Annotated in this window: 23 protein-coding genes and 1 pseudogene; 7 read left to right on the top strand and 17 right to left on the bottom strand. The window is 50.1% G+C overall.

The window, feature by feature from the left end; translation table 11 throughout:
- Positions 1 to 17: 17 nt before the first annotated feature.
- Both Q1A54_RS11015 and Q1A54_RS11010 read right to left on the bottom strand, forming a co-directional pair.
- The gene (locus Q1A54_RS11015) at positions 18 to 1,355 is read right to left on the bottom strand and encodes a hemolysin family protein (protein WP_299987771.1); all 1,338 of its coding nucleotides are present in this window, start codon (positions 1,353 to 1,355) and stop codon (positions 18 to 20) included.
- A 189-nt stretch (positions 1,356 to 1,544) separates the two neighbouring features.
- Complete coding sequence (locus Q1A54_RS11010; RefSeq protein ID WP_196117147.1) at positions 1,545 to 1,856, bottom strand: hypothetical protein; 312 nt, start codon at positions 1,854 to 1,856, stop codon at positions 1,545 to 1,547.
- A gap of 403 nt (positions 1,857 to 2,259) precedes the next feature.
- Here Q1A54_RS11010 and Q1A54_RS11005 point away from each other — a divergent pair, with 403 nt between their 5' ends.
- Entirely contained in the window at positions 2,260 to 4,500 is a 2,241-nt protein-coding gene (locus Q1A54_RS11005) for a thioredoxin family protein (protein ID WP_299987766.1), read from the top strand.
- A gap of 153 nt (positions 4,501 to 4,653) precedes the next feature.
- On the opposite strand, the gene Q1A54_RS11000 is transcribed toward Q1A54_RS11005, so the two are convergent.
- The 3 genes from Q1A54_RS11000 to Q1A54_RS10990 form a co-directional block, all read right to left on the bottom strand.
- Positions 4,654 to 5,262 carry a superoxide dismutase gene (locus tag Q1A54_RS11000; protein ID WP_196117152.1) on the bottom strand — a complete coding sequence of 203 codons (609 nt, stop codon included), beginning with the start codon at positions 5,260 to 5,262 and terminating at the stop codon, positions 4,654 to 4,656.
- An 89-nt stretch (positions 5,263 to 5,351) separates the two neighbouring features.
- Positions 5,352 to 5,801 carry a nucleoside deaminase gene (locus Q1A54_RS10995; RefSeq protein ID WP_262502671.1) on the bottom strand — a complete coding sequence of 150 codons (450 nt, stop codon included), beginning with the start codon at positions 5,799 to 5,801 and terminating at the stop codon, positions 5,352 to 5,354.
- Positions 5,802 to 5,899: 98 nt separating this feature from the next.
- The gene (locus Q1A54_RS10990; protein ID WP_299987757.1) at positions 5,900 to 6,457 is read right to left on the bottom strand and encodes a hypothetical protein; all 558 of its coding nucleotides are present in this window, start codon (positions 6,455 to 6,457) and stop codon (positions 5,900 to 5,902) included.
- Positions 6,458 to 6,663: 206 nt separating this feature from the next.
- Between Q1A54_RS10990 and Q1A54_RS10985 the strand changes: the two genes are divergently transcribed.
- On the top strand, positions 6,664 to 7,095 hold the full coding sequence (locus Q1A54_RS10985; RefSeq protein WP_299987754.1) for a hypothetical protein: 432 nt from the start codon (positions 6,664 to 6,666) through the stop codon (positions 7,093 to 7,095).
- A 565-nt stretch (positions 7,096 to 7,660) separates the two neighbouring features.
- Entirely contained in the window at positions 7,661 to 8,077 is a 417-nt protein-coding gene (locus Q1A54_RS10980) for a GtrA family protein (protein ID WP_299987751.1), read from the top strand.
- On the opposite strand, the gene Q1A54_RS10975 is transcribed toward Q1A54_RS10980, so the two are convergent.
- Positions 8,074 to 9,696 (bottom strand): glycosyltransferase family 39 protein, encoded by a 1,623-nt coding sequence (locus Q1A54_RS10975; protein WP_299987748.1) that lies wholly within the window; start codon positions 9,694 to 9,696, stop codon positions 8,074 to 8,076. The genes Q1A54_RS10980 and Q1A54_RS10975 overlap by 4 nt on opposite strands.
- Before the next feature lie 86 nt (positions 9,697 to 9,782).
- On the opposite strand from Q1A54_RS10975, the gene Q1A54_RS10970 reads away from it, so the two are divergent.
- From Q1A54_RS10970 to aspS, 3 genes are all read left to right on the top strand, one after another.
- On the top strand, positions 9,783 to 10,688 hold the full coding sequence (locus Q1A54_RS10970; protein WP_299987745.1) for a glycerophosphodiester phosphodiesterase family protein: 906 nt from the start codon (positions 9,783 to 9,785) through the stop codon (positions 10,686 to 10,688).
- A complete protein-coding gene (locus Q1A54_RS10965; protein WP_299987742.1) occupies positions 10,681 to 10,854 on the top strand; it encodes a hypothetical protein in 174 nt (57 codons plus the stop codon). The genes Q1A54_RS10970 and Q1A54_RS10965 overlap by 8 nt, the downstream gene beginning before the upstream one ends.
- A gap of 87 nt (positions 10,855 to 10,941) precedes the next feature.
- Entirely contained in the window at positions 10,942 to 12,699 is a 1,758-nt protein-coding gene (aspS, locus tag Q1A54_RS10960) for an aspartate--tRNA ligase (protein WP_299987738.1), read from the top strand.
- A 645-nt stretch (positions 12,700 to 13,344) separates the two neighbouring features.
- On the opposite strand, the gene Q1A54_RS10955 is transcribed toward aspS, so the two are convergent.
- Genes Q1A54_RS10955 through nuoK form a run of 4 tightly spaced genes read right to left on the bottom strand, consistent with a single transcriptional unit; the run spans position 13,345 to position 18,575 of the window.
- Positions 13,345 to 14,736: an NADH-quinone oxidoreductase subunit N gene (locus Q1A54_RS10955; RefSeq protein ID WP_299987736.1), complete on the bottom strand. Its 1,392-nt coding sequence runs from the start codon at positions 14,734 to 14,736 to the stop codon at positions 13,345 to 13,347.
- Between the two features lie 28 nt (positions 14,737 to 14,764).
- Positions 14,765 to 16,225, bottom strand: a complete 1,461-nt coding sequence (locus tag Q1A54_RS10950) for an NADH-quinone oxidoreductase subunit M (protein ID WP_299987733.1) — start codon at positions 16,223 to 16,225, stop codon at positions 14,765 to 14,767.
- A gap of 12 nt (positions 16,226 to 16,237) precedes the next feature.
- On the bottom strand, positions 16,238 to 18,199 hold the full coding sequence (gene nuoL / locus Q1A54_RS10945) for an NADH-quinone oxidoreductase subunit L (RefSeq protein WP_299987730.1): 1,962 nt from the start codon (positions 18,197 to 18,199) through the stop codon (positions 16,238 to 16,240).
- 46 nt (positions 18,200 to 18,245) lie between these two features.
- Complete coding sequence (nuoK, locus tag Q1A54_RS10940) at positions 18,246 to 18,575, bottom strand: NADH-quinone oxidoreductase subunit NuoK (RefSeq protein ID WP_196117166.1); 330 nt, start codon at positions 18,573 to 18,575, stop codon at positions 18,246 to 18,248.
- Positions 18,576 to 18,898: 323 nt separating this feature from the next.
- Here nuoK and Q1A54_RS10935 point away from each other — a divergent pair, with 323 nt between their 5' ends.
- Positions 18,899 to 19,951, top strand: coding sequence for a hypothetical protein (locus Q1A54_RS10935; RefSeq protein WP_299987725.1), 1,053 nt, complete (start codon positions 18,899 to 18,901; stop codon positions 19,949 to 19,951).
- Between the two features lie 53 nt (positions 19,952 to 20,004).
- Here Q1A54_RS10935 and Q1A54_RS10930 read toward each other — a convergent pair whose 3' ends face one another.
- The 7 genes and pseudogenes from Q1A54_RS10930 to nuoD form a co-directional block, all read right to left on the bottom strand.
- A complete protein-coding gene (locus Q1A54_RS10930) occupies positions 20,005 to 20,523 on the bottom strand; it encodes an NADH-quinone oxidoreductase subunit J (RefSeq protein ID WP_299987722.1) in 519 nt (172 codons plus the stop codon).
- A gap of 4 nt (positions 20,524 to 20,527) precedes the next feature.
- Positions 20,528 to 21,037, bottom strand: a complete 510-nt coding sequence (locus Q1A54_RS10925) for an NADH-quinone oxidoreductase subunit I (protein ID WP_196117172.1) — start codon at positions 21,035 to 21,037, stop codon at positions 20,528 to 20,530.
- A 73-nt stretch (positions 21,038 to 21,110) separates the two neighbouring features.
- Positions 21,111 to 22,172 (bottom strand): NADH-quinone oxidoreductase subunit NuoH, encoded by a 1,062-nt coding sequence (nuoH, locus tag Q1A54_RS10920; protein ID WP_196117174.1) that lies wholly within the window; start codon positions 22,170 to 22,172, stop codon positions 21,111 to 21,113.
- Positions 22,173 to 22,250: 78 nt separating this feature from the next.
- A pseudogene (locus Q1A54_RS10915) lies at positions 22,251 to 23,156 on the bottom strand (2Fe-2S iron-sulfur cluster-binding protein); the annotation flags it as partial.
- A gap of 59 nt (positions 23,157 to 23,215) precedes the next feature.
- Complete coding sequence (nuoF, locus tag Q1A54_RS10910) at positions 23,216 to 24,562, bottom strand: NADH-quinone oxidoreductase subunit NuoF (protein ID WP_299987718.1); 1,347 nt, start codon at positions 24,560 to 24,562, stop codon at positions 23,216 to 23,218.
- Between the two features lie 63 nt (positions 24,563 to 24,625).
- Complete coding sequence (nuoE, locus tag Q1A54_RS10905) at positions 24,626 to 25,159, bottom strand: NADH-quinone oxidoreductase subunit NuoE (RefSeq protein ID WP_196117180.1); 534 nt, start codon at positions 25,157 to 25,159, stop codon at positions 24,626 to 24,628.
- A 55-nt stretch (positions 25,160 to 25,214) separates the two neighbouring features.
- Positions 25,215 to 26,465, bottom strand: coding sequence for an NADH dehydrogenase (quinone) subunit D (nuoD, locus tag Q1A54_RS10900; protein WP_007655230.1), 1,251 nt, complete (start codon positions 26,463 to 26,465; stop codon positions 25,215 to 25,217).
- Positions 26,466 to 26,467 lie beyond the last annotated feature (2 nt).

Below are 26,467 nucleotides of genomic sequence, written 5' to 3'. Positions count from 1 at the left end.
CGGTATAGCCTTCTCTTTTAGTAATTTGGTTCCTCGGTTTGCGGTTCTATCTGGGATCGGAAATCATCCCTGATCGTAAAGAGTACCCATTCCACACGGCGGTCAGATTTTTCCAGCACCCGGATCGCATACTCATTGAACTCTGCTACTTCGTTTGCATCTTCTGGTATATGGCCGTAGATCATGGTCACAAAGCCACCCACCGTTTCATAGTCCTCCCCTTCAGGCAGCGCAAAAGGCAGATAGTCGTTCGCGTCTGACACAGGGGCGGCGCCATTGACGCGGTATTCAAAGTCACTTAGGCGCTCCACAATAGGCACCTCCTCGTCGTATTCGTCCTGAATTTCGCCTACCAGCTCCTCAATGATGTCTTCTATGGTCACGATACCCGACACACCGCCAAACTCATCGGTTACGATGGCCATGTGCATGTGGCGGCGCTGGAACTGCTGTAGGAGGCGTGGGATCTTCTTCGTCTCCGGAACGAAATAGGCCGGGCGCATCAGCTTTTCAATGATGATCGGCTCACCAAGGCGCATCAGGCTCAGGATATCCTTGACATACAGAACCCCTACAATATTGTCGATGGAGCCGTCATAGACTGGTAAACGTGAGTAGCCTTCTTCAAAAATAAGCTCCATCAGTTCCGGCTCGGGAATGTTCACATCAATGGCCACCATGCGTGTGCGGGGTACCATGATCTGCTTCACCATGCGCTCGTTAAATTCAAACACATTCTCGAGCAGCTCGTGCTGAGAGTCAACCAGTAATCCGCCCTCCGCACTTTGTTCAAAGAGCAGTCGGAGTTCTTCAGGGGAGTGTACCTCCGAGCCATGCACAGGACGAATACCCATAGAGCGAAGCACCAGGTTAGCAAAGCCGTTAAGAACCCAGATGAAAGGTCGGAACAGGTAGTAGAAGAAACGAAGCGGCAGTGTAATGGCCAGCGTCGTGGCTTCAGACCGCTGAATGGCCAGCGACTTGGGCGCCAACTCACCAAACACGATGTGCAACACCGTGATGATGGCGAAAGAGATCGGGAGGGCTATTTTGTGGGCCAGTGCCTCACTGCCCTGGAAGCCAAAGAAGTTCATGACATTGATCACGATCTGTGACACTACGCTTTCACCGATCCAACCCAGACCGAGCGATGCCAGGGTGATGCCGAGCTGTGTAGCCGACAAATAGGCATCGAGGTGGGTGAGCATGTGCTGGGCCAGCCTGGCCATAGAACTGCCAGCCTGTGCCCGGAGTTCGATTTGTGAGGCACGCACTTTCACGATCGCAAACTCCGCCGCCACAAAAAAGCCGTTAAGCAATACCAGAAATATAGTGAGTAGGATGTTTAGAATCATAGCGTGTTACGGCGCGGTTTGCTTCCGGCTGCGTAAAATTAAGCTAAAATACGTGGTTTTACTATATATGTATGTGCTATTGGCAAGATTACATGCAGCTGGTATAGTAGCCTATGCCCGCAGGGCTTTGCCTTAAAACAAGAAAAGGTGCCACAGGGCACCTTTTCTTGTTGATACATCTTCAGGTGGTTAGTATTGAACCTGCATGGCGGGTGCCTGGGCGGTGCTGAACAACTCGCGGGCATTTTCCGGCGAAAGGAGGGGCATGAAGATAGCCTTAGCCTCTGCTTCGGAAATCATTCTATAAACATGCTCTGAAGAAGTATCGAGGAAGGGATTGCAGAAGGAGTAAATAAATTCGTCTGAGAAAGTGCGGTACACGATATGAAAGTTGTGCTTCTCGTCGCGAGCAAGCTTAATCGCCTTGAAAGTAAAATCAAGTTCTTTGCCGCAGACAGTTTTGATAGTGGTGAATTCCTTTGGCTGAAAGTCTGTATTCATAGTTTTGAATGTAGGTTTTGTAAATAATCCAGTATAAAATATACGTTTGGGTAGCTCTTAAAATTCCCCGTCCGGCCAAAGAAGCTCTTTATATCCGTGAACGGCATGGAATAGAGGGTAAGAGTCATCGTATTGGCTACCAGAGTCTTAGTATGCGCGCATACGATAATGGAACGAGGGTTTATAAGTGAACTAACAGTCTGAGAGTGTGTTTAGAAACTACCTGCTGTTAGTTTCTGTTATTTATAGCACTAGGACCGGCTTTTGAGGGCAATAGCTTGTCATCTGTCTATTAGGTTGGATCGATGCAGCCAGAGAGATGGGGCTTTCGATCAAAATCTCTACTTTTGTAGTGAGGCTTTCGGGCTTCCTTGATCTTGATAAATTAACTAGATATACCCTTATGAGAAATAATTTGAGGCTGACGCTTCGCCTTCACTGGCTGTTTGTGGTCCTGTTGACCTTTGCAGCACAAATGGTGCAGGCACAGGTGCTGAAGCCTGCTTCCTGGAGCTACGATGTTTCCAAAAAGGAAGTAAAAGTAGGCGATGAAGTCGAGCTCATTTTTAATGTCAGGATAGACAAGGACTGGTACCTCTACTCTTCTGACTTTGACCCGGACTTGGGCCCGATGGTGACGGAGTTTACGTTTTCCAAGCACCCTTCTTACCAGTTGGTGGGCAAGATCAAGCCCGTCAATCCGAAGAAGAAATACGATGAGCTGTGGGAAGGGGAGTATACCTATTTTGTAGGCACGGCTCAGTTCAGGCAGAAGATCAAGGTGCTGCAGCCTGATTTGGTAGTCAAAGGCTCTTACGAATACCAGGTATGTACTGACATTGACGGCAAGTGCATTCCCTTTGATGATGACTTTACCTTTACCAATACCCAGATAAAAGTAACAGCAGCCAGTGGAGCCGCTACGCCTGCTACGGTACCGGTGGAAACATCGGCTGCAGCGTTGAAGAAGTCCCCGAAAGAGGCCATCACCCAGACCACCGCCCCTGATGGACTCGATACATCCCTCCCGGAAACGGTGCGAGAGGATACGGCTTTTATGGAAACAGAGTCTCTTGAAGTAGCCGCATTTGGCGACACTGCTGCGACCGGATCGGGTGATGTGGTAACGCCGGCTCTTACCGGGGAAACCGGTGAGGCAGAGGATGCAGAAAGCCTGTGGAAATTCATGCTGGTTGCCTTTGTCTTTGGTCTTGGCGCCTTGCTGACTCCATGTGTATTCCCGATGATTCCGATGACGGTGAGCTTCTTCACCAGTGGAAGCACCAACCGGGGGCAGGCTATCTTCAAAGCGCTGCTCTATGGCTTCTCTATTATTGCCATCTATACCCTGGTGGGCACGATCGTGGCGAAGCTTTTTGGTGCTGATGGTGCCAACTTCATCAGTACACACTGGCTCCCCAACCTGATTTTCTTCGCCGTATTCATCATTTTCGCCATGTCCTTCTTTGGCATGTTCGAGATCACACTGCCTAGTTCCTTCCTGACAAAGGTAGACGCACAGGCAGATAAAGGGGGGATTATCGGCGTGTTCTTCATGGCATTCACGCTGGTGCTGGTGTCTTTCTCCTGTACAGGCCCTATTGTGGGCAGTATTCTGGTGGCATCCGCTGGCGGCGAAACGGTGCGCCCGGTAGTGGGTATGCTGGGCTTTTCACTGGCTTTTGCGCTGCCTTTCACACTCTTCGCTGTTTTCCCTTCGTGGCTCAATAGTTTGCCCAAATCCGGCGGCTGGCTGAACTCCGTGAAAGTGGTGCTGGGCTTTATTGAACTGGCGCTGGCGCTTAAGTTTTTGAGCATTGCCGACCAGGTATACCACTGGGGCATTCTGGATCGCGAGGTATACCTAGCCCTTTGGATGGTTATCTTTACGCTGATGGGCTTCTACCTGCTGGGCAAGCTGAAGTTTTCACACGACTCTGATCTGAAGCATATTGGGGTACCGCGCCTGTTTTTGGCAATCGCCACGTTCGGCTTTGTGGTATACCTGATACCTGGTTTGTTTGGCGCTCCGCTTAAGGCTTTGTCAGGTTACCTGCCTCCGCAGTCCACCCACGACTTCGACCTGAATGCCATTGCACGTCAGAGTGGGGGAGGAAGCACAGCCACAGCAACACTGGCTGGCAGTCAACTGTGTGAGACACCTAAATACGGTGATTTCCTGCACCTGCCACATGGCTTGCAAGGTTATTTTGACCTGGAACAGGCTAAGCGTTGCGCCGCCGAGCAGGGCAAGCCTATCTTCATTGACTTCACGGGCCATGGCTGTGTGAACTGCCGCGAGATGGAAGCCAACGTATGGTCGGATCCGGAGGTGCTGAAGCGCCTGCAGGAAAACTATGTGATAGCGGCCCTGTATGTAGATGACAGAACAGAATTGCCTGAAAGTGAGTGGTACGTGAGCGAACACGATGGGAAAGAAAAGAAAACCATCGGCAAAAAATACGCCGACTACCAGATCACAAAGTTCAATGTGAACGCACAACCCTACTACGTACTGATGGACGAGAACGAAAACATGCTGGTAGAGCCAGTGGCTTATGACCGGAGCGTAGAAAACTTCGTGAAGTTCCTCGACGCAGGCGTAGAGGCTTATAACAAGCAGAAGCAGGTCGCGAAGAAGTAATGGTAGACCTCACAGTGTGCGTAGCTCCTGTGAGTGTCTTACCCGATACGTACAAATACAGACCCCACAGAAACTACAAACACTGTGAGGTCAGAAACAAGAAAGCCCCACCTCAAGAGGTAGGGCTTTCTTGTTTGAAGTATCTCGTATACCTTACTTCGCCTCGTTGTAGCGACGGGTTACTTCTTCCCAGTTCACTACGTTCCAGAAAGCGTTGATGTAGTCCGGACGACGGTTCTGATAGTTCAGGTAGTAAGCGTGCTCCCATACGTCAAGACCCAGGATTGGCTGACCGCCGCATCCTTCAGCGAATGGCATCAGGGTGTTGTCCTGGTTTGGTGTAGAGCAGATCTCCAGCTTGCCGTCTTTTACGCAAAGCCAGGCCCAGCCAGAACCGAAGCGTGTAGCTGCAGCCGCATTGAACTTCTCTTTCATCTGGTCAAAAGAACCAAAAGCAGAGTTGATGGCATCAGCTATCTCGCCTGAAGGCTGACCACCACCATTTGGAGAAAGGATCGTCCAGAACAGGTTGTGGTTGTAATAGCCACCGCCATTGTTGCGAACTGCTTTGTTATCCTCTTTTACATTGCGCATGATCTCTTCAATGCTCATGTTCTCCATCTCAGTGCCCGCAATTGCCTTGTTCAGGTTGTCGGTATAGGCCTGGTGGTGTTTCGTATGGTGGATTTCCATCGTGCGCGCATCAATATGTGGTTCAAGCGCGTCATAGGCGTAAGGTAGTTTCGGTAATTCGAAAGCCATAGTTTTATGTGGTTTTATGTGTGAAAAAATAGCATGCGTACAGATTTATAGGTGTACGTATGCATTTGAAATGTGAGTTTCAAAGATAGTTATTTTCTTTTTGCTGCAAAGAACGAAGCCATCAGTTCGGCGCACTCCTGCGCCATCACACCGCTCACCATCTCCGTTTTGGGGTGCAGCAGATTTCCTACTCGTCTGTAGCCGCGCTTAGGTTCAGGTGTTCCGAATACTACCCGCTTGAGCTGCGCCCAGTAGCTGGCGCCAGCGCACATCACACAAGGCTCCACGGTCACATACAGGGTGCAGTCGTGCAGGTATTTATTACCTAGGTATTCTGCCGCGGCAGTAAGGGCCAGCATCTCGGCATGGGCAGTTACGTCATTCAGCTTTTCGGTCTGGTTATAGGCTTTGGCAATGATGCGGTTGTTGCTCACGACCACGGCTCCAATCGGAATCTCCCCCTCTTCGAAGGCGTAAGTTGCCTGTCGGTAAGCCTCCTGCATAAAGTGATCGTCGCTATGTATAGAAAGTAAGTCCACAGGTATAGGTGTATTTGTTTGCTTTTGCACAAGATACACAAAAAAGCCCCTCCGGGAAAGGAGAGGCCTCAGTAGTTAGGTATAGGTAGCAGTCTGTTTTAACTTTTTATTTTAACAGAGCCCATAATTTCACGGGCTGTGTTTTGCCAGTTGTTTTTCATCATAAACGGCAGGTGCATAGAGAAGACCATCAACTGATTGCCCTGCACGGTGTACTGCATGATGCTATACTTTTGCACCGGCGACAGATGGCTGCCAGAGCGCTCGCCGGCCATAACAGATACAAACTCAAAAACAATATAATCACGACCATTGATGGTAGCCACTTCGTCTCTGATAAAATCCACCTTCGTGAAGCGCTCCAGCAGGTTAGCCTTGTACACATCACGAAGCATTTTCAAATCCTGAGCGCCAAACTGCGAACGCTTCTGTGTCATGCTAAAATCCACCTGACCATTAGGGCTGGAGTAAACGGCCACCGGTCGGTTGGCTGCCGGGTACTTGCGGGCAATACCATCGTCAGGGAGCGGTGTAAAGTCGCGGGGCAGCATAATGCTGACCTCCTTGGTGATCTGGGTTTTCTTAAGTTTAGTATCAGCCAGGGCTACGCCGGCAATCAAGATAATAGCTAAAAAGGCTAAGTAGCGCATGTTCATAGGGTTGTTCGGGCAAAGGTATCAAATAATAAGGACTGTGATAGACAGTAGCAATTATTTTGCCAAAGCTGCAGCAGTGCCTGATCAGAGCGTGTGCTCTGAGGTTTTATATCTTCTGTAGGTGAATGACGTTAAAAATGAAACAGCTGGGTTTAGCGGTATAATTCCAGCTGCCTGCAATTAAATATCATGTAAACGTAAAAGCTATGTTAGGAAACATCATCAACAGCGTAAAAGGACAACTGACTGGCGAGCTGCAAGACAAGTTCAATATTGACTCAGGGCAAGCCAACCAGTCGGTGGATCTGGCTAAGGACCATGTGACGGAGGGCCTGAAGAAAGAGGCTTCGGGGGGAGACGCCGGGGGGATTATGAATATGCTGAAAGGCCAGAAAGCGCCTCAGGACAGCCCGGCCATGAACAGTACCATTCAAAATTATATAGGGGATCTGACTTCTAAAGTAGGTATGCCGGAGTCTGTGGCAAAGCAGGTGGGGCCCTTTGTTGTGTCTTTTCTGATGAACAAGATCGGTGGCAACGTCAACAGCCAGTCGGATCTGATGGGCATGCTGGGCGGTGGATTGACCGATAAACTGCCAAAAGGCATGGGAGATAAGCTCGGAGGGCTTTTTAAATAAGCTAAAGGAGGGCCGAAATAAGAGAAGCCATACCTAGTGGGTATGGCTTCTCTTTGGTTGTGTTGTTGTGTTTTTTGGTTGCAAGTCGGCAACTTACTTACATCTCACCTTAAACAAGTGTGCCTATAATTGCCGGAGCGGGGAGCTCCAAAGCAATATTTTTAAGTCAGTTATCAAAAACTGAGTCGTGTTTTCAATGATGACTTCTTAACCGTGCGAAGTCCTAAAAAGTTTAACAGTAGTAAAAAGAAAAGTCGGGAATCACTTCCAGTACAAGCTGCTCCGATATGCACCAGTCGTACTGCGATTGTGAGCGCGGCGCGAATATAGCATAAAAATTCTATCAGAAAACCATGTCAGGTACTAGGGGAGTGGAATTCTAAGCCCAGGTTTTGCAGGGCTATACCTAAGCAACACTAAGTAAGCAGCTTAGTCAGATATATCAAAATATACTATACAAATACATGTAATTCATCGACTAAAGCTGCCTATGCTTCGCTTAATTGAAGTTGTCACTGTGTACTAAAGTTCTTAATTTTACCTGCTAAATCGTAGGTTAAATCAGTTGCACACTCCAACTGCCGGCATGTCCGAAGGTATAGGCGCTTTCTTTCTAAAATTCCTGAAGTTTGGCTTGGTAGGCTTTACCGGTCTCGTCATTGATTTTGGCGTGACCTTTCTGGTAAAGGAAAGACTGCGCTGGAACAAGTATGTGGCCAACAGCCTGGGCTTCATCCTGGCCAGCATCAACAACTACATCCTCAACCGTCTCTGGACCTTCCATAGTATGGACCCCGAAATCGGCTGGCAGTTTTCCAAGTTCCTGCTGGTGGCCGTGGCCGGGCTGATCATCAACAACCTGATCGTATACCTGCTCACTGAAAAAGTGAAGCTCAATTTCTACGTCTCCAAGTTCTTTGCGATCGTTATCGTCTTCATCTGGAACTTCCTGCTCAATTACCTCTATACCTTTACCCGCTAGTTCTTGTCTTGGATTCGGTAGATGCGTACATGCTCGTCTTTGTGCACACGCGGGTTCAGGAAGTGCAGCACCCGGTCGTAGAGCGAAGGCGTGATAGTCGTTTCCAGCTCCAGTGCAGGGTATAAGCTATTAATGCGCTGCATACGCTCTTCCATGTCTTTCTGGCCCACCACCACAACATAGTCCGGTTGATAAGGGTATAGGCTCAGCTCTGTTTGCAGGCTGTCCAGCGACTTTTCTCCGTTCAGGCTGTAGGTCATCGCAAAATCCTGTGGAAGCGGCTTACCGGCTTTATACTCGTCCCAGTCGCGCTTTGAGTTGAAGTGGTACTCGTGAAACTCTGCTGCCAGGCGGTTCAGGTAATAGAGTGGCGGCTGCTTCATGGAAGAGTTGCCAAACTCGAGCAGTACCGCGTCCATATCCTGCTTTTCAGACAGGTATACCAGTGGTGCTATGCGGCTCTTTTTGGTATAGGTGAAGGACATCGCCACGGCTACCACTATGTTGAGAACCCAGAAAAAGGTCCAGCTGGCGGCTTGCAGCTTTTTGCGGTGTTGCCAGAACTTAGCCGTACGCACAAAGTCCTGCCAGCCGATGACGCCCAGGATCATGATAAGCGGGAAAAGCGGCAGAATGAAGCGCTCCTGCTTGTTCGGGAACAGTGAGTGTACTACAAAAAACAGTAACCCAGCCCAGAAGAGCATAGGTGCCAGCTTAGCGGTGCGGCTGTAGCCCAGCAGCAGGTATACGCTGATGGGAGGGACAATGAAGCCCAGTATGGTCAGCAGGAAACGGTATACTGGCCCCGTGCTGTAGTTGTAGGCATTGTCGGCGTTGTAGAAGAAATAGGTGACCACCGAGTGGAAAGGATAGTCGAAGAAGATCAGGTCAATGGTACCCTGAATCAGCGTGGCCATCAGTACAAAGCCTAGTGCCAGCCAAATGATATCCTTCCACTGACGACGGTAAAGCAATACCAGTCCGGCACCGCCCAAAAAGAGTGCCGCATGATAACGGAACACAAAGGCCAGCGCAAACAGTGCCCCTGCCCACAGGTAATGCCAGTTCCTCTTGCGGTCATCCTGCTTCAGCATGAAATAGAAGGCAGCCAAGTAGGGCGGGATGCACACCATCTCCACCAGGTTGCGCACACTCATGAAAGGCATAAACCACATCAGTGCCAGCATCAGGCCCACAATGCGAGCATTGGCCTGGTTCGAAAGCCGCTCTGTGATCTTATAACCATAATACACGATCAGCAGCGAGTATAGGCCGTGCAGCACCCTTACAAGGGTCATTTTAGTATCCGGGTTCGTAATGCCGACACTCTCCATCAGGTAAAACAAACCGTAGTGTATACCCGCATAAAACATGCTGTGGCGTGGCGGCATGGGCTCGTGCAGCCACGAAGGCAAGCCATAAAGCCAGTGCTGCGCAATCGTGATCACGTCGAAGTGATCGTCGTGAAAGGCAAAGCCCTTTGAAAAGAAGGCGGCCACCATGCGGATGACAAACGCAATCAGCATAATCAGCGACAGCGGCACCATGAGCCTGTTATGGACGCCAACCTGATCAGCAGTCGTGAGCTTTTCAGGAGCGGTTTGAGGAGAGAATGACATACAGTAATATTAGGTAATATGGATTGACCTATGATTTTTTAAGAAAATCCGTTCCAAAGTTAAAAGATATACACTTAAGTTTGTGTATGAATTTGACTGAGCCGAAGAACAAGACACCTTTTTTGGAGCGCAAAAGCACTACACTTTTGATTCTGGTTTTAAGTATAATCACGCTAGCATTGAGTGTGTACAATATCCTGCAACCCGAATCAGGTATTTACTCCCGCAATATTCTGGTGATAGGCCATGCGGGCTCAGGCTTTTTCTCCCCCTTGAACCCTTACAATCCGCTGCCCGCCAACAGCATGGCTTCTATTGTGAAAGCCATGGAAGAGGATGGTGCTGACGGAGTAGAGGTGGATGTGCATGTGAGCCTGGACGGCGTGCCGATTCTCTACCATGACAATACGCTTGAGACGATGAGTGAAGGTGTAGGTATCATTGCAGACCTGCCAGCTGCTGAAGTGGTTGGTACCAGGTATAAGGGAGGAGTATTGTACGACCTCTTCCACAGTGAGAAAATCATCACGATGGAAGCCATGCTGCAGCGCTTCCAGACGTATCCGGAGCTACCTTACCTGCATATCGACATCCGGAACCACGACCCGAACCGCAACACCTTTTATGCCGAGTCAATCCTGGCTTTGCTTCGTAGATATAACTACCCTGTTGAAAAACTGGCATTTATTTTCAATCAGCCTGCCATACTGCACACGGTTCAGGAACTGGAGCCGGAAGCAGTGCTGATGCTGGACGCAGGCGAGGACTTCGACCTTTCAGCGCAGGAAGCACTGGACAATAAGCTCCATGGTGTGACTGCTAATGGAAAACATGTGAGCCGGGAGCAATTACTCAGGGCGAAAGCGCGGGGTTTGCAGGTGGTGCTGTTTGGGGGTAAGTCGAAAGGGAGCATCGCTAATATGCTGGAGATGGAACCCGACGCCATTCAAGTGAATAACGTGAAGCGTATGCGCTCGCTTTTAGATGACTAACAGGCTGGCCTATCCCACGAGCATCATCAGCAAGGCGAGTAGTATAATAGCTAAGGCGATGTTTCGGAAAGTGAACAAACTGCGTTTCATGGTGGAGGCTCTTGTTTCAGGTAATTCCAGTTACAGGTATAATAACGTGTTTGGCAATACCTGGGATTTGTGTTAGAAGATTATACATGCTGGAGGCTTGTTTTCGAGGCATGGCAGTGAAACAATTATTACTTTTGCACTATATCATAACAAAACGACATTTATGCTCCGGACACATACTTGCGGTGAACTAAGAATAGATAATGTAGGTGAAGAGGTTGTACTGACAGGCTGGGTACAGCGCCTGCGCGACAAGGGCGGCATGCTTTGGATTGACCTGCGCGACCGCTACGGCATCACACAGCTCACTTTTGAAGACGGTGTAACACCCGCCCACTTATTTGAAGAGGCCCGTAGTCTTGGCCGCGAGTACGTGATCAAAGTGATCGGCAAAGTGATCGAGCGCTACTCCAAAAACGACAAGATCCCAACCGGCGATATCGAGATTCACGCGTCTAAAATAGAAGTACTCAATGCGGCCAAACTGCCTCCGTTCATGATTGAGGACGAAACAGACGGCGGCGACGACCTGCGCATGAAGTACCGCTACCTGGACCTGCGCCGTACCCCTGTGCGCCGCAACCTGGAGCTGCGCCACCAGATGATGCGTGCTGTACGTGCGTACCTGGACGAGCATTATTTTATTGAGGTAGAAACTCCGGTGCTGATCAAGTCTACACCGGAAGGTGCCCGCGACTTTGTGGTGCCAAGCCGCATGAACCCAGGTGAGTTCTACGCCCTGCCACAGTCCCCACAGACGTTCAAGCAGCTCCTGATGGTGTCGGGTTTCGACAAGTACTACCAGATCGTAAAGTGCTTCCGCGACGAAGACCTGCGTGCCGACCGCCAGCCGGAGTTCACCCAGATTGACTGCGAACTTTCTTTTGTGACGCAGGAAGACATTCTGAACACCTTCGAAGGACTGATTCGTCACCTGTTCCTGAAAGTAAAAGGTGTACATATTGCCAACCTGCCACGCATGACCTATGCTGACGCCATGAAGTTCTACGGTTCTGATAAGCCGGATACCCGTTTCGACATGCGTTTTGTGGAGCTGAATCCACTGGTGAAAAACAAAGGCTTCAAAGTATTCGACGATGCCGAACTTGTAGTAGGTATCAACGCCAAAGGAGCAGCCAGCTATACCCGCAAGCAACTCGACGAGCTGACTGACTTTGTGAAGCGTCCTCAGATCGGAGCGACCGGCCTGGTATATGCCCGCGTGCAGGAAGACGGCACGGTGAAGTCGTCGGTTGACAAGTTTTATACTGTAGAAGACCTGCAGGCTTGGGCTACTGCTTTCAATGCTGAGCCGGGTGACTTGATTCTTGTACTGGCCGGAGGCAGAGACAAGACCCGCAAAGCCCTGAACGAGCTTCGTTTGGAGATGGGCGAGCGTATGGGACTGCGTGACAAAAACGTATTCTCGCCATTATGGGTAGTAGATTTCCCGCTATTGGAGTGGGACGAAGACAGCAACCGCTATCACGCCATGCACCACCCGTTCACGTCGCCTAAGCCAGAAGACCTGGAGCTGATCGACGACCGCCCGGGTGACATCCGCGCCAATGCCTATGACATGGTGATCAATGGCGTAGAAGTAGGTGGTGGCTCTATCCGTATTCACGACCGTCGTCTGCAGGAGCAGATGTTCCGTTTACTAGGCTTTAGCAACGACGAGGCCAAAGCACAGTTCGGCTTCCTGATGGATGCCTTCGAATACGGTGCACCGCCACACGGTGGTATCGCATTCGGCTTCGACCGCCTGTGCTCACTCTTCGGCGGCTCCGACTCCATCCGCGACTACATCGCCTTCCCGAAGAACAACTCAGGCCGCGATGTTATGATAGACGCCCCGTCACCGATTGCCAATGCGCAGCTGGATGAACTGCATATCAAAATGAAGAACCTGCCTTCGTAAGGTATAGGTATACAGAAGAGAGGAAAGGCTGTCCGTGAGGGCAGCCTTTTTTATTTTGTCTGAATCAGGATTTGCAGGATTTGAGGATTTACAGGATTCTCTCAGATGCCGGGTCCAACCAACATAACCCCTCCTAAGCTTCGGCGGGAATCTGCTATTACTGTTTCTCTGGATTAGCTGCATCGCATCTGTTTATGCACACGATTAACTTAGGTGCACGATTCACATCCCCCTGCCCCCTTCTTTGTCGAGGGCCCCTACCCCCAGGCGGGGAGCTTCTGCTACTGCCATATTACAGGTATAAGCCTTTTAGCATCTGTCACGTAACACTGGCAGGTATAGCAAGACTAACTCGCACACTCACTATAAAACAAACAGCAGTGCCAGGTGCGCCCAAATGACGACCCACTGTCTGAGCGTTCAGCGAGTTTGGGGAGTCTTGACTTTTTTGCTTACTTTTTGTGTCAAGACAAAAAGTAAGGCCCGCCCGGCCAGGGCATACCACGCCCGCCGCACAGGCGAAACATTGAAACAAGGCAGGTTGCTTACCTTAAAAAGCAGTTGCTACGCCAGCATGGTATAGGTATAAAACAAAAACGGCTGCTCTTCACCAGAGCAGCCGCTTTCAAATATCACTTGGCTATATTACAGCACATCGCTCAACAGAGCAGGCGCTATACCTAGCAGAATCGTTAAAACAGTAATGATAATCAGCATAACATTCATGAAGCTGGTTGAGCGGATAGGAGCGTGCTCTTCATTAACAGGGTGCAGGTACATCGCGATAATTACGCGGAAATAGTAGTACACACCTACAGCCGCCAGAATCACCGCTACCACAATCAGCCACATCATATCCGGGTTCTCTATCAGGGCAGAGAACACGAAGAACTTACCGAAGAAACCAGCTGTCAGTGGTATACCTGCCAGCGATAGCATCGATACCGCTACCGAGAAAGCCAGCAGTGGGTTTGTTTTACCCAAGCCGTTGAAAGCTTCGTAGTTCTCGTTCTGACGCTGTCTCGATACCAGTTGCAGCACACCAAAAGCGGCAATAGAAGCAGTGGAGTATGCAAACGAGTAGAACAGGATAGCAGAAGTAGACAAATTGTTGAAAGCAAGTAAAGTCATCAGCAAGTATCCAGCATGCGAAATACTGGAGTAAGCCAGCATACGCTTCATGCTTTGTTGCACCACGGCGCCTACGTTGCCAATCAGGAGTGTCAGTACGATGATGGCTACCAGCGTTGGCATCCAGCTGCCGTACGAAGCGGCGAAGGCTGCATCCATCAGTTTGTAGAAAGCAGCTACACCTGCTGTCTTCACTACCGTTGACATATAAGCCGTCCATACCGTTGGCGTACCTTCGTACACGTCAGGGGTCCAGAAGTGGAAAGGGGCAGCAGATACTTTGAAAGAGATACCGATAATAACCATCAGCACACCTAGCAGGAACATGACATTGTTTACACCGCCATTACCCAAAGCCTCAGCTGAACCGGCAATCTCGGCAATGTTGAACGTGCCTGTAGCACCATAGATCATTACGATACCGAAAAGCAGGATACCCGTGAAGAAAGAACCCATCAGGAAGTACTTCAAGGCAGCTTCCGCTGAGCGCAGGCTACCCTTGTCACTACCTGCCAGTACGTACATGGCAATCGAGAGAATCTCTATACCTATGAACAGCATCAGCATGTTGTTGTAGCTCACCATCATAATGGCGCCCACCAGCGAGAACAGAATCAGGGCGTAGAGTTCACCAATATTTTCGTAGTTGCGGGTAACATAGTGCTGCGTGAAAGGCAGAATCAGCAGCGTAGAAAGAACCATGATACCTGTGAAGGCCACCGCGAAATTGTCGATGGTAATCATGTTCTCGAAGTAGCTCTGGGTATCGTTCCAGTCGAGTAGGTTGATGCCGAACACAATCGCTAAAAACAGCAGCGACAGCGGCAACAGGATTCTTTTAGATTTCAGGAAGCCTACGAAGAGGCTGATAATCCCAAATCCAGATAGAAGTATAATCGAAATCATGTCGTTTAGTATCGTTTCTTTTTGCGGACTATCGGTTGATAATGCTCAGCAGCTGTCCAACCGCAGGCTCTGAAATGCTCAGGAAAGTGTTCGGGAACAAACCAATCCAGAACACCATGATCACTAGCGGAATCAGCACAGCTTTCTCGTGGAAGGTCAGGTCAGCGAAGCCTTCGGTGGCTTCTGACTTCGTGCCGAACATCACACCTTGGAACATGCGCAGCATGTATACCGCACCCAAGATGATGGTCAGGCCAGCTACAGCGCCGAAGTAGTGGTTGTACTGGAACACGCCCGACAGCAACAGGAACTCGCCGATGAAACCGTTCGTCAACGGAAGTGCTACAGAGCCCATCAACAGAATCAGGAACATGATTGAAAGCGCTGGCGTGGTTTGCGTAATACCACCCAGGCTAGAAATCTCTCTTGTGTTGGTTCTGCGGAAGATGATGTCGATGATGAAGAACAGGCCTACTACGTTGATACCATGGCTCAGCATTTGAATCACGCCGCCTTGCAAACCTTGCTCGTTCAGGGTGAAAATACCCGCCGCAATCAGGCCAACGTGCGCGATAGACGAGTAAGCAATGAGTCGCTTCACGTCGCTCTGGCGGATGGCGATGATAGAACCGTAGATGATGCCGATGATCGAAAGTACCAGCACGGTATCAGCCCACTGACTCACACCCATTGGCACAACTGGCAGCAACCAACGCAGCACACCGTAGATACCCATTTTCAGCATGATACCAGCCAGCAACATCGTCGCCTGTGTAGGAGACTCGGTATAGGTGTCTGGCTGCCAGGTATGGAATGGGAACACCGGCATTTTGATGGCGAAGGCAAGGAACAGGAACCAGAAAATCCAGCTCTGTGTCGCGCTGTCCAGTGTCAGTTGGTAGAAGGCGTTTACGTTAGAAGAGTGCGCTGCCAGTTCGGTGCCAGCAGTCTGGAAGTACAGGTATACGAAAGCGGCTAGCATGAAAAGCGAACCGAAGATCGTGTAGATGAAGAACTTGAACGTAACCGGTATTCTGCGTGCACCACCCCAGATAGCCGCGATGAAGTAGATCGGAATAAGGGCCACTTCCCAGAAGAAGTAGAACAGGAACGCATCCATGGCCACGAACACACCAATCAGGCCAGTCTGCATGAACAGTACCAGCGCATAGAATACGTGTGGGTTTTTGTAGTCGTGCTTGAAAGAAGAAAGCACGATCAGCGGCACCAGGAAAGTTGTCAGGAGCACCATGAGGAGGCTGATGCCGTCCATGCCAATGCTAAAACCTATACCTGCACGCTCTACCCACGGCATGTTGAGGGCGAATTGTGTGGTGGCGTCCGGAACGAAGTTTACGATTGCGAACAAGGCAATGGCAAACTCAACAAGCGTTGCTATAAAAGCCACTTCCTTGGCACCTTCGCCTTTAATCAGCAGCACCAGCAGTGCAGCTAGGGCAGGCCAGAAAAGTAATAGAGCTGTAATCATCTTCTTAGAACCTTAAGCGATAAAGAAGTTTAAAAATAGAATCAGGACAATGCTGGCCACCATTACAAATACATAGAAGCCAATCACGCCACTCTGCGTGAGACGTAGCACACGGCCACTCGCCATTACCAGTTTGCCGAAGCCATTCACAATGCCGTCCACCACAATCACATCGATAAAGCGGTGGAAAGCAGTAGACATGGCCATCACCGGACGCACGAACACCGTGTCGTAAATCTCGTCGATGTAGTATTTGTTGTAGATCAAGTTGTGGATAGGAGACAGGCGCGTTCCTTCCGGAGCTGGCACCGTTTCTTTCTTCACATACATGACATAAGCAATGATAATCGCGATAACTGACACCACAACCGAAACTGCCATCAGGATGTATTCTGTCGCATGGTCAATGTGAGCAGGCTCCAGAGCGGCACCGTTGGCGCGGCGGGCAAGATCATAAATAGGCGACAGGAAGTTGCCCAAGGTATGCGTATCGCTGAACACGGCTGGCAGACCGATAAAACCACCTACAGTGGAGAGGATAGCCAATACGATCAACGGAATAGTCATGGAAGATGGCGACTCGTGCAGGTGTGAACGCTGCGCCTCTGTGCCACGGAACTTGCCGAAGAACGTCAGGAACAACAGACGGAACATGTAGAACGAGGTCATAAACGAAGCCAGCAGACCCAATGCCCACATCAGCTTGTTGTGCTCAAACACATGCGCCAGCAACTCATCTTTCGAGAAGAAACCCGCGAACGGCGGTATACCTGAAATGGCGAGTGTACCGATCAGGAAGGTAATGAACGTAATCGGCAACCACTTGCGCAGGCCACCCATATTACGGATATCCTGCTCGTTGCTCACCGCGTGAATCACAGAACCAGCACCCAGGAAAAGGAGCGCCTTAAAGAATGCGTGTGTGAGTACGTGGAAAATAGAAGAAGAAAAGGCCATCACACCCAGCGCAAGGAACATAAAGCCCAACTGCGAAACGGTAGAATAAGCTAGTACTTTCTTGATGTCGTTCTGCGCCAGACCAATCGTAGCGGCTAGCAGGGCAGTAGCCAGACCGATAATGGCGATAAACTCCATCGTGGTCGGGGCCAGCACATACAGTACATTCGAGCGAAGCACCATGTAGATACCAGCTGTTACCATGGTCGCGGCGTGGATCAGAGCCGAAACTGGCGTAGGACCCGCCATCGCGTCAGGAAGCCAGGTGAAAAGCGGAATCTGCGCACTCTTACCCATCGCACCCACAAACAGGAGCATGGTAATGGCGATCATCACACCGCTGTCGGTTAGGCCCGTCATTTGCGAAGCAGACAAGAACACTTCCGGGTAGCTAACGCTTCCGAAGGTGATGAAAATCAGGAATATACCCAACAGGAAGCCCAAGTCACCGATACGGTTCATGATGAAGGCCTTCTTGGCGGCATTGTTATAGTTGTGGTTTTTGTTCCAGAAGCCGATTAGCAGGTAGGAGCAAAGACCTACGCCCTCCCAACCTACGAACATCATCACGTAGTTAGAGCCCATCACGAGCAGTAACATCGAGAACATGAACAGGTTGAGGAAAGAGAAGAACTTGCCGTAATTCTCGTCGTGGCTCATGTAACCCGCTGAGTACACGTGGATCAGGAAACCGATGCCTGTTACCATCAAGAGCATCAGCAGTGTAAGCTGGTCAATCATGAATGAGAAACCAATCTCTAGGCTTCCTACCGTGAACCAGTTGTAGAGGTCCACAATGTACGGGCGGCTGCCATTGGAGGTGAAGTCGATGAACAGGTATATCGATATCAGAAAAGAGGCCAGCACCGTGCCAGAGCCCAGCAGACCTACAAGGGCCTTGGGCAATTTGCGGTTGCCAAGTCCGTTAATAAGAAAGCCTATGAACGGCAGGAGCGGCACAAGCAAACACAGCAGCGCCATTTCCTGATTGTTGATGGGCATTACTACTTCTTGCATTTAGCGTATGATTTAGTTAAGCTATTCAGGTTAAGTAATGTGTGGGCTACCACTTGAGGTAGTTCAGCAGTTGCACATCGGTCGTGCGCAGGTTGCGGTAAATCATCACGATGATGGCCAGGCCAACTGTTACTTCCGCCGCTGCTACCGCCATGATGAAGAACACAAAGATTTGTCCATTCGGGTCAGAGCGATAAGACGACAAAGCGACCATCAGGACATTCACGGCATTGAGCATCAGCTCGACACACATAAAGATAACAATTGCGTTTCGTCTGGTGAGAACGCCGATTACGCCAATGGCGAAAAGGGCCGTGCTGAAGTACAGGTAGAATTCAAGCGGGATGGTTCGGATAACCTCTGGCATTTGGTTCATCGTCTGGTTGCTGAACGTATTACTGGTAAATTACAATTCTGAAATCAAGTCGCAAAGTTATCCCCATTTTTGTAAAATCCATAACATATTTCTAATCTTCTTGCCTGATCTGTAACAAGGTTTCATGTCCCTGAAGATTTATATTTTAGTTGATGCGGACACGCCTTGTTAAGGTATAGCTTATACTTTCCTTTTCAGGCTGCGTAGGGTATAAGACTTATTTTTGATGGCAAGTCGCACACGTGCTATACCTGCTCCTGATCAGGTATAGCGAAGCTGATTTGTCCATTCAGGATGCTATAACCTGGTTGCTCTAAAATTGTATGAAGTTAGAATACTTACCTCTGCTATACCTGTTTTGCCTGGTTGCACTGTTTTCGTCTTGTCAACAGCCAACTACCGCATCATCCACTACACCTTATCATGCCGATCTGACTATGAAAGCGACTATTGAGAAGCACCTTCACTTCGATAATCTACCATCTGCTTCGGGGCTTGAGATGCTGGGGGACCATTATTATGTGACTGGCGACGATTCTCCATACCTATACAAGCTGGACAAAAACTACCAGTTGGTATCCCATGAAGCAATTTTTGATACAACCGGCTTCGAAAATGGACGCATTGCCAAAGCTGACAAAGCCGACCTTGAGGGTATGACCCTTTTGCAACATCAGGGCAAGCCCTATCTGCTTATGATGGGTTCTGGTTCAGCCCCTGCCCGGCGTAAGGCCTATCTTTACAACATTTGCGGTGATGATATCTGTAGAGAAGGAGCAGGCACACATGGAGCAAAGGCCATTGATCTTGATCCTCTCTACAAAGAACTTGAAGCACAAATGAAGTTAGGAGAAAGTCTGCTTAACATAGAGGGCGTAGCTGCCGGGCATGGCCGGCTTTACCTGATGCAGCGCGCGATCGGGACCGGTCAGAATATGTTGATCTCCTATAACCTAGCTGAATTTATACCTTATCTCTTGTCAGAATCTGCAGTCCAGTTGCCAAAGCCGGAGCTAGCATATTTCCGGTTACCCGAACTGGAGCTCCTACAGGCGGGCTTCTCAGGTGCTTATGTGTATGATGACAAGCTTTTTTTCACAGCTTCACTGGAAGATACGGACGACGCTTACGGAGATGGTGAAGTCCTGGGAAGTTACATCGGGTATATTCCTTTCAATGCGATAGGAAAACAGGATACCCTGGAAATTCCCGCCACATTAATGCTGCAAGTAGACGGACAACCTTATACAGGTAAGGCGGAATCGTTGGTCGTTAAAAAGCGAGAAGGGAATGGCAGGTATCGCTTGGTAGTAGTTTCAGATGATGATTTGGGTGGGTCTGAGTTGCTGGAGGTGTTGTTGAGCGTGGAGCAATAAAAAAGCCAGCGCTTCTTAGCACTGGCTTTCTGTATTCTTATGGGATGCTTCGATTAGAAGTTCTGTTCTCCTGCTTCTCGCTTGCCTATCATCACGGCACCTACCATGGATACCAGGAACAGTACCGCTACTAACTGGAACGGCAACATGTACTTGGTGAACAGTACTTTGCCCAAGTTCTCTACCATGCCAACCTGCGAATTGAACGTGGCTGGATCCGGGTGGCCGAGTGTTACATCTTTCAAAGCAGCTACTACTACCGTGAACAGCAAACCACCGGCTACTGTACCGGCTATTTTGGCCAGCACATTCTTTTTCATGGTGCCTTCCACATTTTTACCTGTGTTGATGAACATCAGTACGAACAGGAAAAGTACCATGATGGCCCCTGCATAAACAATGATATTTACCGCTGCCAGAAACTGGGCATTTAGTAGAATGTAGTGCGCTGATATCGTGAAGAATGTCAGGATCAGGAAGATTACACTGTACACTGGGTTCTTAGAGATAACAACCATCACGGCGCAAAGCAGTGTCAGTGAAGCAAAGAAGAAAAACAGACTCTCTGTCATCGGTTTATTTGGTTTCAGTGGTTTTTAACGGTTCTACCAGGCGGTCTTTGCCGTAAATGAATTCGTCGCGCTCGTAACGGGCGGGAGCAAGTTTGTCGTCCTGCAGGAAAATGGCTGCTTTCGGGCAAGCCTCTTCGCATAGACCGCAGAAAATGCAACGCAGCATGTTGATTTCGTAGGTCACAGCGTACTTTTCCTCGCGGTACAGGTGCTCTTCACCTTTCTTGCGCTCACCAGCTGTCATCGTGATGGCTTCTGCAGGGCAGGCCACGGCACACAGACCACAGGCCGTGCAACGCTCGGCACCGTTCTCATCGCGCTTCAGTACGTGCAGACCACGCCAGATTTCGCTGCGCGAACGCGTTTCTTCCGGGTAGTTTATCGTCGCTTTCTTCTTAAAGAAGTGCTTCAGTGTAATTCCAAGACCTTGGGCAATAGCAGGTAGGTACATTCTCTCAGAGAGTGTCATTTCCTTTTGTGCTACGTCCTTTCTTCTATTTGATAGTGGTTCCATTGTATCTCGATTATGATTGCTGTCTATGCTGTCCGGCTATAACAGTGCCTGGCATAGCAACATTCAAATGTCGTTATCCTTTTGTAAAATATTCGTAGAGTAGAATGCCTCCGCCCGTAAGCAGGATATTCAGGATGGCCAGCGGAATCAGGATGTTCCAGCCCAGCTTCATTAACTGGTCATAGCGGAAACGTGGCAGTGTCCAGCGAACCCACATGAAGAAGAAAATGAAAGCGAAAATCTTGGCAAACATCACAACTACACCCAGTATCGTTACCACGTTATTACCCAAAACTGGATCATCAAACGCATTGCGCAGGTTCTCCATGAACGGGAAGTTGTAAGCACCGAAGTAAAGTGTAGCCATCACAGCCGACACTACGAAGATGTTGATATACTCGGCAAATAGGTACATACCCAGCTTCATAGAGCTATATTCGGTGTGGTAACCACCGATCAGTTCGGCTTCTGATTCAGGTAAGTCAAATGGTGTTCTGTTCGTCTCAGCAAAGGCACAGATCAGGAAGATCAGGAAGCCCAGCGGCTGGTACCAGATATTCCAGTTAAAGCCCGCCTGCTGCTCTGCAATTACTTTCAGGGACAGGGAGCCGCTCAGCATCAGCACCGCAATCAGGGACAGACCCATGGCTAGTTCGTACGAGATGTTCTGTGACGCGGCACGGATGGCACCCAGCAACGAGAACTTGTTGTTCGAAGCCCAACCACCAATCATCAGACCATAAACGCCCAGCGATACCACTCCGAAAATGTAGAGGATACCGATGTTTACGTCTATAGCGATCAGGTCAAACGATGTTTCGCCCAGGATCAGTGTGTCGCCAAACGGGATTACCGCACTTGACATAGCTGCCACGAGCATGGCTATACCTGGACCCAGGATAAATAGCGTTTTGTTGGCTTTGGCAGGTATAAATTCTTCTTTGAAGAATAGCTTGCCAGCATCAGCTAGTGGCTGCAACAAACCCATCGGTCCCGCTCTGTTCGGGCCTACACGGTCCTGAATGAAAGCAGCGATCTTACGCTCAAAGTAAGTAGAGTAGGTCGCAATCAGTAGTGAAATACCGAAAATGGCCAGAATGTAAATACCCTTGTAAATGAGAACTACAGAATCCATGCGTTATTCCGTTGGCATTTTTTTAACAGTAGATTTAGGCAGGTTCGGCACAATCGGCACGTTCACTACAGGCAATTCGTAGTGGTTGGCCGAAATAACAGAACCTCTGTCGATGTGGCGTGGTCCTTCGATGGTCCAGTCGCTCATCTCCTTCTTGTCGAAACGACAGGTGTTGCAGATGAACTCTTCCACCTCCGCGTATTCGTCCTTGCGGGCCGTTACGCGAAGCACAGTGTCGCCACGTCCCCAAAGCGTTACTTTGCCGCTGCAGGTAGGGCAGTCGCGATGTGCGTTCATCGGCTTCGTGAACCACACACGGTTCTTAAAGCGCCAAGTCTTATCTGTCAAAGCACCCACCGGGCACACGTCAATTACGTTTCCGGAGAAATCGTTGTCGATCACGTTCTCGATGTAAGTACCAATCTCAGCTGCGTCGCCACGGCCCAGTACACCATGCACACGCTTTTCGGTAATCTGGTCGGCGGTATACACACAGCGGTAGCACAGGATGCAACGCGTCATGTGCAACTGAATGTAAGGACCTAAGTCTACTCTGTCGAAAGTACGACGCGGCTCCTCGTAGCGGGTTGCGCTCACACCGTGCTCGTAGGACAGGTTTTGCAGGTCGCACTCACCAGCTTGGTCGCACACAGGGCAGTCCAGCGGGTGGTTGATCAGCAACATCTCCACGATACCCTTGCGGGCGTTCAGTACTTCTTCGTTGGTTGTGTTTTCCACCACCATGCCGTCCTGCACTGGTGTAATGCACGAAGCAACCAGTTTCGGCATTGGGCGTGGGTCGCGGGCAGAACCCTGCGTTACCTTCACAAGGCACACACGGCACTTACCGCCACTGCCTTTCAGCGGGGTATAAAAACACATGGCAGGAGGCACTACATCACCACCGATTTTACGGGCGGCCTGCAGGATGGTGGTTCCATCTTCAACCTCTACCTCGATGCCGTCAAATGTTATTTTAGCCATCTTTTATTTTATCCAAAGCCCGTGTACTAAGGTATAGCGGGCAGTTAATTTATTTGAAATTAAACAGTAGCTGCCGCTAACTGTCCTCTGTATACCGCGCCCGGAGCTGTTGCCTCTTGCGGGTGCTTGATGTGCCACTCGAACTCGTCACGGAAGTGGCGGATCGCACTGGCTACCGGCCATGCGGCTGCGTCACCCAGCGGGCAAATGGTGTTGCCTTCAATCTGCTTGGCTACGCTTACCAACAGGTCGATGTCCTGCTGATGACCGTGACCATGCTCAATGCGGTGCAACACACGCTCCATCCAGCCTGTACCTTCACGGCAAGGGCTGCACTGTCCGCACGATTCGTGGTGATAGAAGCGGGCATAGTTCCATGTGTTACGCACGATGCACTGGTCTTCGTCAAACACGATGAAAGCACCTGAACCCAGCATAGAGCCGCTCACAAAACCACCATCAGACAGCGATTCGTAGGTCATCAGGCGTTGCTCGCCGGCGGCTGTTTTGAGAATCAGGTCAGCTGGTAGAATCGGCACGGAAGAACCTCCCGGCACTACGGCCTTCAGTTGCTTGCCTTTCCAGATACCGCCACAATACTCGTCAGAGTAAATGAACTCCTCTACCGGAACACCCAAGTCGATTTCGTACACGCCCGGACGGTTGATGTTACCGCTGGCAGAGATCAGCTTAGTGCCTGTGCTACGTCCTATACCTATTTTGGCATACTCCGCACCCGTGTTGTTCACAATCCACGGCACAGAAGCGATGGTTTCCACGTTGTTCACCACCGTTGGCGACTGGAACAGACCTTTCACCGCCGGGAATGGCGGCTTGTTACGCGGGTTACCACGCTTGCCTTCCAATGACTCCAACAGGGCAGTTTCCTCACCGCAGATATACGCACCACCACCCGGCGCCACATGCAGGTCCAGATCATAACCTGAACCCAGAATGTTCTTGCCAAGCAAACCGGCTGCGTAAGCCTCAGCGATTGCTTTCTCCAGAATGCGCAGAACAAACAACAGCTCACCGCGGATGTAGATATAAGACGTGTTCGCACCCAGCGCATAGCTCGATGTGATCATACCTTCGATCAGGGCATGCGGGTTTTTCTCCATGAACACGCGGTCCTTGAAAGTGCCCGGCTCCGATTCGTCGGCGTTGCAAACTAAGTAACGCGGAACACCCTCTGGCTTAGCCAAAAAGCTCCACTTCATACCGGCCGGGAAGCCAGCGCCACCACGACCACGCAGGCCCGATGTCTTCACTTCTTCCACTACCTCGTCCGGGGTCATCGTTTTGATGGCTTTCTCTACCGAACGGTAGCCGCCATGCTTGCGATATACCTCCAGGGTTTCGATACCCGGTACGTTAATATGTTCGGTTAATATCTTAATTCCCATTGTAACAGGATATATAGCTCGGCAGTCGCTGTGTTATGGCAAGCTGCCAGGTTTATCAATGAATTACTTCGCCCACTCCGGTGTTTCCACCTCTTTATTGCGCATCATCTCGATGAACTGGTCCACCGCTTCTTCGCTGTCCAGGTTCTCGTAGTAGGTTTCGCGCACCTGCAGCATAGGGCCTGTACCACATGAAGCAAGGCATTCCACAGGCTTCAGCGTAAACATACCATCTGCCGTAGTTTCACCCTCCTCAATGTTGAGTTTCTGTTTGAATGTCTCAATCATCTGGTCAGCACCACGCAGGCAGCAAGGGCCTGTACGGCATACCTCGAGCACGTGCTTGCCAACCGGCTTCAGGTTGAACATGGTATAGAAAGTAGCTACCTCATATACCTCAATTGGCTGTATGTTCAGGATTTCGGCAATCGCGTCCATCGCCTCTGGGCTCACCCAGCCGTTGTTCTCCGCCTGTGCAACGTGCAGGGCTGGCAACAGGGCAGACTTCTGGCGTCCTTCCGGGTAGTGGCTGATATAGCGCTGAATCTCAGCAAGGGCCTTATCAGAAAACTTAAATGCGTTTATAGTCTCTGCCATCTTTGTAAATGTCACCGGCCAGTGGTCGGTGTTAGATGATGTATAGTATTAAGTATTAAGCGTCAAGTTCGCCGGCGATTACGTTCAAGCTAGACAGCGTTAAAATCGCATCGGCCAGCTGACCGCCTTTGATCATCTCGGTGTAAGCCTGATAATAAATGAAGCAAGGTCGTCTGAAGTGCAGACGGTATGGTGTTCTGCCACCGTCACTGATCAGGTAGAAACCAAGCTCGCCGTTACCGCCTTCCACGCTGTGGTATACCTCGCCTTTCGGAGCGTCAATCTCTCCCATCACAATCTTGAAGTGATAGATAAGCGCTTCCATGCTGGTGTATACCTCCTGCTTTGGCGGCAGGTAGTAATGCGGCGCATCAGCGTGGTAAGAACCCTCTGGCAGGTTTTTGTAAGCCTGCTCAATGATTTTTAAACTTTGCCATACTTCTTCGTTGCGTACCAGGAAGCGGTCGTAGGTATCACCTTTCTCGCCAACCGGGATTTCAAACTCGAAGTCGTCGTAAGAAGAGTATGGGTTCATCACGCGCACATCGTAATCCACGCCCGTGGCACGCAGGTTAGGTCCTGTGAAGCCGTAGTTCAAGGCACGCTCCGCCGAAATGGCACCCACACCCACCGTACGGTCGATGAAGATACGGTTGCGGGTCAGCATTTTCTCGAACTCCGCCCATACTTTCGGGAAGCGCTTCAGGAACTCACCAATCAGGTGCAATGCCTTTGGAGAAAGGTCGCGCTCCATGCCGCCGATACGACCCATGTTGGTCGTCAGACGGGCACCGCATACCTCTTCGTAAATATCGTAAATGTGCTCACGCTCCTGCATTACGTACAGGAAGCCGGTGAAAGCGCCGGAGTCCACACCCAGAATCGAGTTACAGATCAGGTGGTCGGAAATACGGGCCAACTCCATCATGATCACGCGGATGTACTGGGCACGCTTTGGGATCTCTATACCTAGCAGTTTCTCTACTGTCATGTGGTACCCCATGTTATTGATAGGGGACGAACAGTAGTTCATGCGGTCGGTAAGCGGTGTAATCTGGTAGAACGGTCTGCGTTCGGCAATCTTTTCGAAAGCACGGTGTATGTACCCGATGGTCGGCACGGCGTCCATGATTACCTCACCGTCCATCTGAAGGATGTTCTGGAAGATACCGTGTGTGGCCGGATGCGTCGGACCCAGGTTCAGGGTCGTCAGGTTCTCGTTCTTTTTGTCCTGCAGTTTCAGGTCGCGATTGTCGCGGAACTCCTGTAACTGATCAGTATCAGCTGTTTTATTATCAGTAGCCATAG

It is taken from the genome of uncultured Pontibacter sp. (assembly GCF_947502515.1).
Classification (GTDB): Bacteria; Bacteroidota; Bacteroidia; order Cytophagales; family Hymenobacteraceae; genus Pontibacter.
The sequence above is the reverse complement of the archived record's forward strand: the minus strand, read 5'-3'. Positions and strand labels throughout refer to the sequence as shown.

Bases quoted from the DNA above. Each gene is read 5' to 3' on its own strand.
- Q1A54_RS11015 (WP_299987771.1), bottom strand. From the start codon at position 1,355: ATGATTCTAAACATCCTACTCACTATATTTCTGGTATTGCTTAACGGC.
- Q1A54_RS11010 (WP_196117147.1), bottom strand. From the start codon at position 1,856: ATGAATACAGACTTTCAGCCAAAGGAATTCACCACTATCAAAACTGTC.
- Q1A54_RS11005 (WP_299987766.1), top strand. From the start codon at position 2,260: ATGAGAAATAATTTGAGGCTGACGCTTCGCCTTCACTGGCTGTTTGTG.
- Q1A54_RS11000 (WP_196117152.1), bottom strand. From the start codon at position 5,262: ATGGCTTTCGAATTACCGAAACTACCTTACGCCTATGACGCGCTTGAA.
- Q1A54_RS10990 (WP_299987757.1), bottom strand. From the start codon at position 6,457: ATGAACATGCGCTACTTAGCCTTTTTAGCTATTATCTTGATTGCCGGC.
- Q1A54_RS10985 (WP_299987754.1), top strand. From the start codon at position 6,664: ATGTTAGGAAACATCATCAACAGCGTAAAAGGACAACTGACTGGCGAG.
- Q1A54_RS10975 (WP_299987748.1), bottom strand. From the start codon at position 9,696: ATGTCATTCTCTCCTCAAACCGCTCCTGAAAAGCTCACGACTGCTGAT.
- Q1A54_RS10970 (WP_299987745.1), top strand. From the start codon at position 9,783: ATGAATTTGACTGAGCCGAAGAACAAGACACCTTTTTTGGAGCGCAAA.
- Q1A54_RS10965 (WP_299987742.1), top strand. From the start codon at position 10,681: ATGACTAACAGGCTGGCCTATCCCACGAGCATCATCAGCAAGGCGAGT.
- aspS (WP_299987738.1), top strand. From the start codon at position 10,942: ATGCTCCGGACACATACTTGCGGTGAACTAAGAATAGATAATGTAGGT.
- Q1A54_RS10955 (WP_299987736.1), bottom strand. From the start codon at position 14,736: ATGATTTCGATTATACTTCTATCTGGATTTGGGATTATCAGCCTCTTC.
- Q1A54_RS10950 (WP_299987733.1), bottom strand. From the start codon at position 16,225: ATGATTACAGCTCTATTACTTTTCTGGCCTGCCCTAGCTGCACTGCTG.
- nuoL (WP_299987730.1), bottom strand. From the start codon at position 18,199: ATGCAAGAAGTAGTAATGCCCATCAACAATCAGGAAATGGCGCTGCTG.
- nuoK (WP_196117166.1), bottom strand. From the start codon at position 18,575: ATGAACCAAATGCCAGAGGTTATCCGAACCATCCCGCTTGAATTCTAC.
- Q1A54_RS10935 (WP_299987725.1), top strand. From the start codon at position 18,899: ATGAAGTTAGAATACTTACCTCTGCTATACCTGTTTTGCCTGGTTGCA.
- Q1A54_RS10930 (WP_299987722.1), bottom strand. From the start codon at position 20,523: ATGACAGAGAGTCTGTTTTTCTTCTTTGCTTCACTGACACTGCTTTGC.
- Q1A54_RS10925 (WP_196117172.1), bottom strand. From the start codon at position 21,037: ATGGAACCACTATCAAATAGAAGAAAGGACGTAGCACAAAAGGAAATG.
- nuoH (WP_196117174.1), bottom strand. From the start codon at position 22,172: ATGGATTCTGTAGTTCTCATTTACAAGGGTATTTACATTCTGGCCATT.
- nuoF (WP_299987718.1), bottom strand. From the start codon at position 24,562: ATGGGAATTAAGATATTAACCGAACATATTAACGTACCGGGTATCGAA.
- nuoE (WP_196117180.1), bottom strand. From the start codon at position 25,159: ATGGCAGAGACTATAAACGCATTTAAGTTTTCTGATAAGGCCCTTGCT.
- nuoD (WP_007655230.1), bottom strand. From the start codon at position 26,465: ATGGCTACTGATAATAAAACAGCTGATACTGATCAGTTACAGGAGTTC.